Genomic DNA, 9,365 nt, shown 5'->3' with positions numbered 1-9,365 from the left:
TCCTGCACACCTACAACCACCACCGCTGCCACACCGCACTCGGCGGCCAGCCACCCATCAGCCGTGTGAACAACCCTGCGGGTCAATACACCTAGGGGCGGCGGGACCGTCACGGCCGGGCGGCGGCCGCCCTGGCCGGCCGTTCGGCCGTGACCAGCCGGGCGCGCGGACTGCCGTCGTGCCGTCGCCCGAACTCGGGCAGCGGCTGGAGGCTCATGCGCAGCCCGGCGCCCGCCAGCTCCTGCCGCACCCGGCCGAGCCCGAAGGCGCGGTAGTACATGACGAACGGCGGCCGCCACACCGCGTTGCGCACCCGCATCGCCGCGTCGAAACCCGCCAGCGTCCAGAACGCCGGGGACGACGGGCGCGGCGGGGCGACCACGGGGAACACGAAGCGCCCGCCGGGCCGCAGCACGGAGTGGACCTGGGCGAACAGGCCCGGCAGCTCATGGGGCAGGAAGTGGCCGAACGCCCCGAAGCTCACCACCAGGTCGAAGGCGGGGCCGAACGGCAGGGCGCGGGCGTCGGCCCGCACCCAGGAGACCCGCGGCCCCGCCCCCGCGGTGCGCCCGCGGGCCCGAGCGAGCATCCCCGCGCTGAAGTCGAGGCCGGTGACACTCCGGCGGCACACCCGGGACAGCACGTCCACCCCGGCGCCCGTGCCGCAGCACAGGTCGAGGCCGTCGTCCACGGGACCGTCCCACTCCAGTGCGGCCGCCACCGCGTCGAGCACGGAGTCCGGGGTGCGGAACGGGGTGTGGTCGAACTTGGGGGCGAGCAGGTCGTAGCCGTGCTCGACGGAGGACAGCGCCTGGACGGCGAGCTCTCGCAGACTGGGGCCTTCGGGGCTGAACATCCCGATCAGCGTAGAGGAACCGGGCCGTGGACACGCTGACGACCGGTGACTACTCTGACCCACCAATACTCAACTAATTGACTATGAGGTGATCCGATGCGCGCGTTCCGCGAGGCGGTCGAGGCCGGCGATCTCGACGCCGTGGAGGCACTGCTGGCCGAGGACGTCGTCTTCAGCAGCCCGGCGGTGTTCAAGCCGTACCAGGGCAAGGCGGTCACCGCGGCGATCCTGCGTACCGTGGCCGGTGTCTTCGAGGACTTCCGCTACGACCGTGAGCTGACGTCGGCCGACGGCCGTGACCACGCATTGGTCTTCACCGCGCGGGTCGACGACCGCGAGCTGAGCGGCTGCGACTTCATCCATGTCGACGAGGACGGTCTGATCGACGCGCTCACGGTCATGGTGCGCCCGATGTCCGGTCTCCAGGCCCTCGCGGCGGCCATGGGCGCGCAGTTCGACCGGATCACGAAGGAGGCGGAGGCGCGCTCCGTCTGACGCAGCGCGCCTCCGCCGGCTCTCAGCCCACCGTGAGCGTGATGGCTCCGGTGCGGGTCGTGCCGGGTTCGAGGACCGTGGCGGCGCCGTCGACCGTCACGGTCAGCCGCTTCCCGCGCGGCGCCCGCACGGCCGCGTCGGCGGCGAGGGCGATCGAGGTCAGGTGCGAGGTGCCGGTGACGGTCCAGACCGAGCCGCTGTTCAGCCGGACGACGGCGCCGTTGTTGACGGCGGCCCCCACGGTGTTGGTGACGACGCCCAGTTCCTGGAAGTTCGCCGCGTCGATGGTGGACACCCGGTGCCTGGCCTCGGACGCGGAGATCACGCCCTCCACCGTCGAGCCCTCGAAGGTGAGGACCGTGTTCTTGCCCCTGCGCACACCGTTGCAGAAGTCGCCGCGCAGCGCGATGGCGGTGAAGGTGGCGGCCCCGTCGGTGGGATGGGCCGCAGTGACGTCGAAGCCGGTGTCCTTCGCCGGGCCGCCGGCCGGTTCGGTGTAGACGCCGACGTTCATCATCCTGCCGCCCACGTCGACCGGGCCCGGGTCGTCCAGCTCGATCATCTGGAGGATGATCCCGTCGCGCGGTTCGAGCCGGGCGCCCTTCGAGCCGTCGACGGAGACGGCGGTCCGCTGGCCCTTGTCGAGGAAGGTGGCCCGCTCGGACTCGATCACCGTGCCGCCGTCCAGGGTGAGCGTGCCCGCGCCGAAGAACATGTGGCCGAAGTGCCCGGACCGCACGACCGTGTTGCGCACCGGCAGGGCCGCCAGTTCGGCCTTCGACAGACCGAGGCCCAGCTCCGTGTCGAGCGCGGCGACCGCCTTACGGGTGCTGTCGCCGTAGTGCACGACCGCGGCGGGCCCGGCGATGATGGTGGCGTAGCTGCCGACGTCGAAGCGCGAGCCGAGGACCCGTACGGTCGCGTCGCCGATGGCGTAGGTGCCGTAGCCGGTGAAGTCGCAACGACCGTTGCCGGTCAGGGAGATGGTCGGCCGCTGGAGCGTGTGGGCGGCGTCCTTCACGTGCACGGCGTCTAAGCGCTCGCCGGTGGAGGTGACGGACACCCCGCGCGCGCGGGTGTCCGTCATCCGGCCGCCGCGCACGGCCGTGAGGACGGACCGGTCCTGGTCGACGCCGATGTACAGCGCCTGGCGGAAGGGGCCAGGGGGCCGCGGAGGCGGCGGCCGCGGCCCGGGAGGGCGCGGCGGTGATCGCGACCGATGTCCTGGACGAGCCCGGGAGAAGCTGGCGGCGGCCCTGCGCGCCGAGGGCCTCGAGGTGGCCTACCGGCACCTGGACGTGGCGTCGGAGCGGGACCGGGCGGCGCTGGCCGCCTCCCTCGACCGGGTGCACGGGCTGGTGGACAACGCGGGCATCCCGATGTGGGCCCGGCTCGGCGAGGTCGAACTCGCCGACTTCAACCGGGCGTTCGCGGTGAACTGCGCGGGCGCGCTGCTGGGCATCCAGGCGCTGGCCCCGCTGATGCCGGCCGGGGCGTCGATCGTGAACGTGGGCTCGGTGGCGGGCCTGACGGCGCATCACGCGGTCGCGTACACGGCCAGCAAGTGGGCGCTGCGGGGCCTGTCGCGGGTGGCCGCGCTGGAGCTGGTCCCGCGCGGGATCCGCACGAACGTCGTCCATCCCGGCTACATCGAGACGCCGTTGATGGCGTCCGCGAACCCGGTGTTCGTGCGCGCCCATGTGTCCATGACACCGCAGGGCCGGGCGGGCACCGTGGACGAGGTGGCGCCGCTGGTCGTCTACCTGCTCTCCGACGAGGCGTCGTACGTCAACGGCGCCGAGATCACGGTGGACGGCGGCTACGCGGCGCACGGCGGGGTGCGGGCGATCACGAACGCGCTGGACGGGACCGACGGCTGAGCCGTCGGCCCGCCCGCCGCCGCGGGTCCCGGAGGTCTCGCACCGCGGGTGTCACGCCGGGCGGCACTCGGCGAGCCGCCGCTCCAGGAACCGGCGCTCCGCCGCGTTGCGTACGAGCTCCAGCGCCCGCTCGTACGCCTCGGCGGCCTCCCGCGGGCGCCCGGCGCGGCGCAGCAGGTCGGCGCGGGTGGCCGCGAGCAGGTGGTAGTCCGTCAGTTCGCCCGCCCGCTCCAGTTCGGCGACCAGCTCCAGGCCCCGGTCCGGGCCGTCGGCCATGCCGACGGCGAACGCGCGGTTGAGCCGGACCACGGGGGTGGGCACCTGGCGCAGCAGTTCGCCGTACAGGCCGGCGATGTCGGCCCAGTCGGTCTCGGCGGCGGTGGCCGCGGTGGTGTGGCAGGCCGCGATGGCCGCCTGGACCTGGTACGGGCCGGGGCGGCCCCGGCGCAGGGCGCTCTCCAGGAAGCGTGCGCCCTCCTCGGCGGCCGCCCGGTCCCATCGGGTGCGGTCCTGGTCCTCCGGGCCGACCGGGTCGCCGACCGCGTCCACCCGGGTGGCCCGGCGGGCGTGGTGCAGCAGCAGGAGGGCGAGCAGGCCGAGCACCTCGGGCTCGTCGGGCATGAGCCGGGCCAGCAGCCGGGCCAGCCGGATCGCCTCCGCGCACAGGTCGGTGCGGACCAGGTCGGTGCCTTCGGTCGCCGCGTAGCCCTCGTTGAAGAGCAGGTAGAGCACGCCGAGGACGCCGGTGGTGCGTTCGGGCAGCAGATGCGCGGGCGGCACCCGGTACGGGATGCCCGCGTTCCGGATCTTGCGTTTGGCCCGGACCAGGCGCTGCGCCATCGTCGCCTCCGGGACGAGGAAGGCGCGGGCGATCTCCGCCGTGGTGAGTCCCGCGAGGGTGCGCAGGGTCAGGGCCACCCGGGCCTCGATCGGCAGGGCCGGGTGGCAGCAGGTGAAGACCAGCCGCAGCCGGTCGTCGGTGACCCCGCTGCCCTCGTCGGGGTCCTCGGGGCCGTACGGGTCGTCGGTGCGCGCGAGCACGGCCAGCTCCTTCACCTTCTGCGCCCCGACCGCCTCCCGGCGCAGCACGTCGAGGGCGCGGTTGCGGGCGGTGGTGGTCAGCCAGGCGCCGGGGCGGCGCGGCACACCGTCGCGCCGCCACCGGTCCAGGGCCTGGGCGAAGGCGTCCTGGGCGCACTCCTCGGCGAGGTCCCAGTCGCCGGTCAGCCGGATGAGTCCGGCGACGACCTGGCCCCATTCCTCGCGGAAGGCGGCGGCGACCGCCTCCGCGACGTCCTGGTCCGTCACTCCCACACCGGCCGCACCTCCACCGCCGCGCCGCCGCACGCCCGGGAGTGCGCGGCGGCGAGGGCGATGGCCTCGTCGAGGTCGGCGGCTTCGACGAGGTCGAGCCCTGCGACGTACCCGGCCGGTCCGCGGTCCGGGACCGGGCCGTCGCCGGGGTCCGGGACCGGGCCGTCGCCGGGGTCCGGGACCGGGCCGTCGCCACGGGACGGCAACAGGCGGTCGCCACGGGACGGCAGCAGGCCGTCGCCGAAGTCCGGGCACGGGCCGTCGCCGAAGTCCGGGCACGGGCCGTCGTCGAGCAGGATCTCGTCGGCCTCGACGCGCACGGTGGTGGCGTCGGCGGCCGGGCGCAGCCAGACGCCGCCGCGCATCCGGCCGGGCCCGGCCCCCTCGGCGTCGGCCGACCGCGCGCGGACCAGCAGCGCGTATCTCACGACCCGCCGTCCGCGGGGGCCGAGACGTGCTCGTGGGCGATCAGCCAGCGCTCGCCGACGGCGCGGTAGCCGGTGGTCACGTGCAGGGTCCGGTCCAGCGGGGTGCCGTGGGCGCGGTCGGCGCGGATCCGGACCAGGGCGTGGGCGAAGGCGACGCTCTCGTCGACGCGCAGGCGGAAGGAGAGCACCTCGCGGCGCACCGGGCCGACGAGGTCCGCGTAGGCGGCCTGCTGGGTCTTGCGCAGGGCCTCGGTGTCGAGGGGACTCGGCCCGCCGTCCGGCAGGACGATCCCGGCGTCGGCCGTGTAGCAGGCCAGGGCCCGGTCGACGTCCCGCTCCCGGGCGGCCTCGGTCAGTTCGGCGTCGAGGCGGCGGATCGCGCCCTCGGGGTCCTCGTCCGCCCAGTAGGGGCGTACCTCCATGACTCCGACGGTGGCCACCGGGTGCTTCGCGGCGGCCTCGACCGCCTCCTCCAGGCTGTCGCACTCCAGGACGTCGTAACCGGCGACGTACTCCTTCGTCTCGGCGAACGGGCCGTCGGTGCGCAGCACTTCGCCGCCGCGCACGCGCACGGTCACCGCGTCCGCGGGGGCGGCGAGGCGATGGCCGTGCAGGCGTACGCCGCGTTCGGCGCCGAGTTCCTCGACCCAGGGTTCGACGGGTGCCATGTCCGAGGCGTCGGCGGTGTCGTCCCCGCACACCAGCAGCATGTACTTCATGGTTCCTCCCGGTACTCACGAGCTTCCTACACCCCACCGACGAACGGCACCTCGCCGTATCGACACCCGGGGCAAGAAAAAAATGCGGGAGGCGGGGTCCACGGTCCCCGGCCTCCCGCCGCCGACAGCGCTCGCGGCGCGGCGCTCAGGCGGACGCGGGCTGCACCACCGCCCCCGCCACCACCCGGGTCGCGCTCCTGCGCACCAGCAGGAGGGTGACCAGCGCGCCGAGCAGGGAGGCGCAGCCGCAGATCACCACGCCGAGGGCCATGCCGTGGCCGAGGGCGCTCCGGGTGGCGGCCCGGGCGCTGTCGCTGCCCGCGTTGACGACGGCGAGCGGTCCGGCGGCCGCCTCCCTGCCCGCGTCGGCGCCGCTGGGCTTGCCGACCAGCGCGGAGGACGCGGCGCTCATCGCGATGGTGCTGATGACGGCCGGTCCGGGGCCCTGGCCGAACTCGCGGCGTTGACGAAGGCGGCCTCGTCGCCGCAGAGGAAGGCCGCCGCCCGCGCGATGTCCTCGGCCTCGCCGACCCCGCCGGCCGGGATCCGCGCCTCCGACTGTTCCCTCGGACCGTCCGGATCGTCCGGATCGTCCAGGAAGGGAGCGGTCGCCGGGGTGCGGGTCATGCCGGGGCGATGGTGTCGATCCGGGTGGAGTGCGGGGCGCCGGCCGCGCACAGGTGCTTGCTCATCGCCAGCATCCCGTCCTTGGCGGCGCCGTGCGGCACCATCGGCATGAAGGGCGGCCTCGATGGACAGATCCACCGGTGCCAGGGAGCTCATAACTCCCCCGGCCTTCCGGACGAGTCCGACGGTTTCCGCCGCGCCGTCCGCGTCGATGTCACAGCCGAATACGCGGGCGCCCTCCGCCGCGAATATCAGGGCCGCCGCTCTTCCCGTTCCGGCTCCCGTGCCGCTGATGAAGGCGATTTTCCCGTCCAGTCGACCCATGATCGGTGCAGTCCCTTGTCCCGTGCCACCGGAGTGCGGTGGTGGCAGCGCAGGGAGGGCTTTTGGCCGGAACAAGAAATCCGTCGTCGAAGGGCCATCACCCGTTCGTATGGCTGGTACGGCCGGCCTCCGGCATGACGGGCCCCGCCGGTTCACAGCAGTCCGCGCAGCACCTCGGCGAAGCCCTTGGGGTGGGTGATGTTGCCGTTGTGGCCGCCGGGGAAGTGGACGAGTCCGGTGCCGAGTCCGGCGGAGAGTTCCTCGGCGCAGCGGTAGTCGAAGACCGTGCGCGGGGTGGTGAGTCCGGCCCCGGGCACGATGCGGACGGGACCGTTCTTCAGGGCGGCCAGTTCGTCGGCGGTGAGTTCGGCGTGCCGCATGGTCAGGGCGTCGTGCTCGACGAAGAAGCGGAAGTCGGCTTCGCGCGAGGCGTCCAACGGGGCGAGGCGGGCGCCGGGTTCGGTCTCCTGGCGGGCGGGGTCGATGCCGAGCAGTTCGCCGATCCGGCGCACCCCGGCGAGCCAGCCGTCGCGCTGGAAGACCGTGCGCATCTCGTCCAACTCGTGGTGCGTGCGCCGTCGTTCGGCGTGCGGGAGCAGTCCGGGAATGGCGGGTTCGTGGGCGACGAGCAGGGACAGCCGGTCGGGGTGGCGCCGGGCGAGGCGCAGCCCGATGACCGCCCCCATGCTGCATCCCAGCATCCGGGCCGGTTCGTCGGTGAGGTGGGCGAGCAGTCGGTGCACGTCGTCGACGTGCTCGCCGAGGGTGGCGCCGCGCGCGGGATCGTCGAGGACGCTGCGGGACAGGCCGCGGCGGTCGTACGTCACCACGGTGTGGCGGTCGACGAGGTGGTCGACCATGGCGTCACTGCGGTTGGCGTCGCCCTCGCCGCTCTGGGAGACGAGCAACAGCGGTCCGCTGCCGCGGACTTCGTAGTGGAGGGTGGCGCCGGGGACGGTCAGGGCGGCCTTGCGGACGGCGTTCATGACGGACTCCTTCGTCGTGGTGACACCCCGGGTCGTCGAGGCGACACTTGGAAGATAATCCATCTTTTCTGATGCATCAAGAGTGATGCATCTCGATCGATACATCAGCCCTGATGTAATCTGGGCCCATGAACGGAGTGGAACTGTTCCTGCTCGGCCGCACCCTGATGAAGATCGGCGAAGAGGCCATCCCCACCGAGGGGCTGGAGGACCACGCCACCAGCACCCGGTCGATGCTGGTCGTGATGCTCGACGTGTACGCCCACCCGGACACCACCGTCGGTGAGATCGCGGCCCGTACGGGCCTGCCGCAGAGCGCGGTCTCCGGCTGCGCGGCCCGCCTCAGGGAGACCGGGTCGGTGCTCGCCACGCCCGACCCCGCCGACCGCAGGCGCACCCTGCTGCGCCAGAACCCGGAGGTCTCCGGCCGTCGCGCGGAGGTCGCGGCCACACCGGTCGACGGGGCGCTCGGCGCCGCGCTCGGCACCGAGGACGCCGAGGAGATCACGCGGACGGTGGCCCTGCTGGAGCAGCTCGCCGCACGGCTGTCACCCGGGATCCCCGGCCGCCCGCGCTGAGCCCGCCTGCGGGCGGGCGCGCCGGCCGTCGGGCGCACTGCCCGTCGGGCCCACCGACCGGGTCAGGCCCACCCTCTGCGGGCGGCGATCCAGCCGAGCTGTATGCGGCTCTCCGCCCCCGCCTTGAGCATCAGTTCACCGATACGGCGCTGCACCGTGCGCCGGGAGACGCCGAGCTGTCCCGCGGCGGCCTGGTCGGTGAGACCGGCGAGGACGAGGGCGAGGACACGGGCGTCCATCTCGTCCAGGCCGTCGGGGCGGGCCTCGGTGACACCACCGCCGTCCACCGTGTTCGGGGACAGCGGATAGGCCCGCTCCCAGGCGAGTTCGAAGTAGGCGATCAGGGCCTCCAGCATCCCGGAGTGGTGCACCAGGACCGAGGCGGGGGCGGTGCGGCGGCCGGGCAGCAGCGGGAGCATGGCCAGCTCGCGGTCGGCGATCATGAACTTCACCGGGACCGACTCGGCGACGCTGACCTGCTGGCCGGCCGCCAGGGCGGCCAGGGCCTCGCCGACCATGCCGGGCTGGCCGAGCATGTCGCGCTGCACGATGGTGCGGTAGAGCACACCGCGGCGCACCCCGGCGTGTTCGGCGGTGTTGTGCTCCCGTCGCACGACGGTGGTCTCGGGCACCATCATGGCCCGGATCTCGTGCCGTGCGGACTCCTGGAGCTGCATGAAGCGGTGCCGTACCGCGCCGGGGTCGGTGATGACCTCGACGATGCTGCCGCCGGACGCCGCGTTGCGGTACTCCTCGGTGAGCGCGAGCAGCGCCTCCTCGGCGGCCCGCAGGTCGTCGCGGCGCTGCCGCAGGGTGCCGCCGAGAGCGACGGCCGGGGGCGCGGCGGTGAAGACCGTGGCCGGTCCGGGCTCGCCGTCGGCGGCGTCCGTGGCCGCCGCGGCCAGGCCGCGGCCGGCCAGCGCGGTGAGCAGCTTCAGCGTCTCGCCGGACGCGCGGCCGGTCTCGTCCGCGAGTCGGTCGGCGGTGGCGCCGGTCCGCGACACCAGGAGACGGTAGATCTCCTCCTCGGCCGGGCCGAGCCCGAGCACCGAGAGCACGGGACCTCCTCGTGGTCGGTGAAGTCCCCACGAGAATACGGAGGCTGTCGGTCCGTCAGTCACCGGGGGTGACCCGGCGAGGATTCGACAGCCTCCGACT

Annotated in this window: 11 protein-coding genes and 1 pseudogene; 3 read left to right on the top strand and 9 right to left on the bottom strand. The window is 73.8% G+C overall.

What is annotated here, in order from left to right; genetic code table 11:
* Positions 1-109: 109 nt before the first annotated feature.
* A complete protein-coding gene (locus tag ACZ60B_RS38485; RefSeq protein ID WP_469395649.1) occupies positions 110-856 on the bottom strand; it encodes a class I SAM-dependent methyltransferase in 747 nt (248 codons plus the stop codon).
* Positions 857-952: 96 nt separating this feature from the next.
* Between ACZ60B_RS38485 and ACZ60B_RS38480 the strand changes: the two genes are divergently transcribed.
* Positions 953-1,351 (top strand): nuclear transport factor 2 family protein, encoded by a 399-nt coding sequence (locus ACZ60B_RS38480; RefSeq protein ID WP_469395647.1) that lies wholly within the window; start codon positions 953-955, stop codon positions 1,349-1,351.
* Between the two features lie 22 nt (positions 1,352-1,373).
* On the opposite strand, the gene ACZ60B_RS38475 is transcribed toward ACZ60B_RS38480, so the two are convergent.
* Entirely contained in the window at positions 1,374-2,438 is a 1,065-nt protein-coding gene (locus ACZ60B_RS38475; RefSeq protein ID WP_469395645.1) for a hypothetical protein, read from the bottom strand.
* A gap of 68 nt (positions 2,439-2,506) precedes the next feature.
* On the opposite strand from ACZ60B_RS38475, the pseudogene ACZ60B_RS38470 reads away from it, so the two are divergent.
* Positions 2,507-3,231 (top strand): annotated as a pseudogene (locus tag ACZ60B_RS38470) (SDR family NAD(P)-dependent oxidoreductase); the annotation flags it as partial.
* A gap of 51 nt (positions 3,232-3,282) precedes the next feature.
* On the opposite strand, the gene ACZ60B_RS38465 reads toward ACZ60B_RS38470, so the two are convergent.
* From ACZ60B_RS38465 to ACZ60B_RS38440, 6 genes are all read right to left on the bottom strand, one after another.
* The gene (locus ACZ60B_RS38465) at positions 3,283-4,539 is read right to left on the bottom strand and encodes an RNA polymerase sigma factor (RefSeq protein ID WP_469395653.1); all 1,257 of its coding nucleotides are present in this window, start codon (positions 4,537-4,539) and stop codon (positions 3,283-3,285) included.
* On the bottom strand, positions 4,536-4,973 hold the full coding sequence (locus tag ACZ60B_RS38460; RefSeq protein WP_469395643.1) for a YciI family protein: 438 nt from the start codon (positions 4,971-4,973) through the stop codon (positions 4,536-4,538). Before ACZ60B_RS38460 ends, ACZ60B_RS38465 begins: the two co-directional genes overlap by 4 nt.
* Entirely contained in the window at positions 4,970-5,692 is a 723-nt protein-coding gene (locus ACZ60B_RS38455; protein ID WP_469395641.1) for a YciI family protein, read from the bottom strand. Before ACZ60B_RS38455 ends, ACZ60B_RS38460 begins: the two co-directional genes overlap by 4 nt.
* A 145-nt stretch (positions 5,693-5,837) precedes the next feature.
* Positions 5,838-6,104, bottom strand: coding sequence for a hypothetical protein (locus ACZ60B_RS38450; protein ID WP_469395639.1), 267 nt, complete (start codon positions 6,102-6,104; stop codon positions 5,838-5,840).
* A complete protein-coding gene (locus ACZ60B_RS38445) occupies positions 6,101-6,319 on the bottom strand; it encodes an SDR family oxidoreductase (RefSeq protein WP_469395637.1) in 219 nt (72 codons plus the stop codon). The genes ACZ60B_RS38450 and ACZ60B_RS38445 overlap by 4 nt, the downstream gene beginning before the upstream one ends.
* A 476-nt stretch (positions 6,320-6,795) precedes the next feature.
* A complete protein-coding gene (locus ACZ60B_RS38440) occupies positions 6,796-7,629 on the bottom strand; it encodes an alpha/beta fold hydrolase (protein ID WP_469395635.1) in 834 nt (277 codons plus the stop codon).
* A 128-nt stretch (positions 7,630-7,757) separates the two neighbouring features.
* On the opposite strand from ACZ60B_RS38440, the gene ACZ60B_RS38435 reads away from it, so the two are divergent.
* Positions 7,758-8,207 (top strand): MarR family winged helix-turn-helix transcriptional regulator, encoded by a 450-nt coding sequence (locus tag ACZ60B_RS38435; protein ID WP_469395633.1) that lies wholly within the window; start codon positions 7,758-7,760, stop codon positions 8,205-8,207.
* 62 nt (positions 8,208-8,269) lie between these two features.
* Here ACZ60B_RS38435 and ACZ60B_RS38430 read toward each other — a convergent pair whose 3' ends face one another.
* Positions 8,270-9,265, bottom strand: a complete 996-nt coding sequence (locus ACZ60B_RS38430; protein ID WP_469395631.1) for a helix-turn-helix domain-containing protein — start codon at positions 9,263-9,265, stop codon at positions 8,270-8,272.
* Between the last annotated feature and the right edge of the window lie 100 nt (positions 9,266-9,365).

This window comes from Streptomyces sp. NPDC104096 (assembly GCF_055584385.1).
The sequence above is the reverse complement of the archived record's forward strand: the minus strand, read 5'-3'. Positions and strand labels throughout refer to the sequence as shown.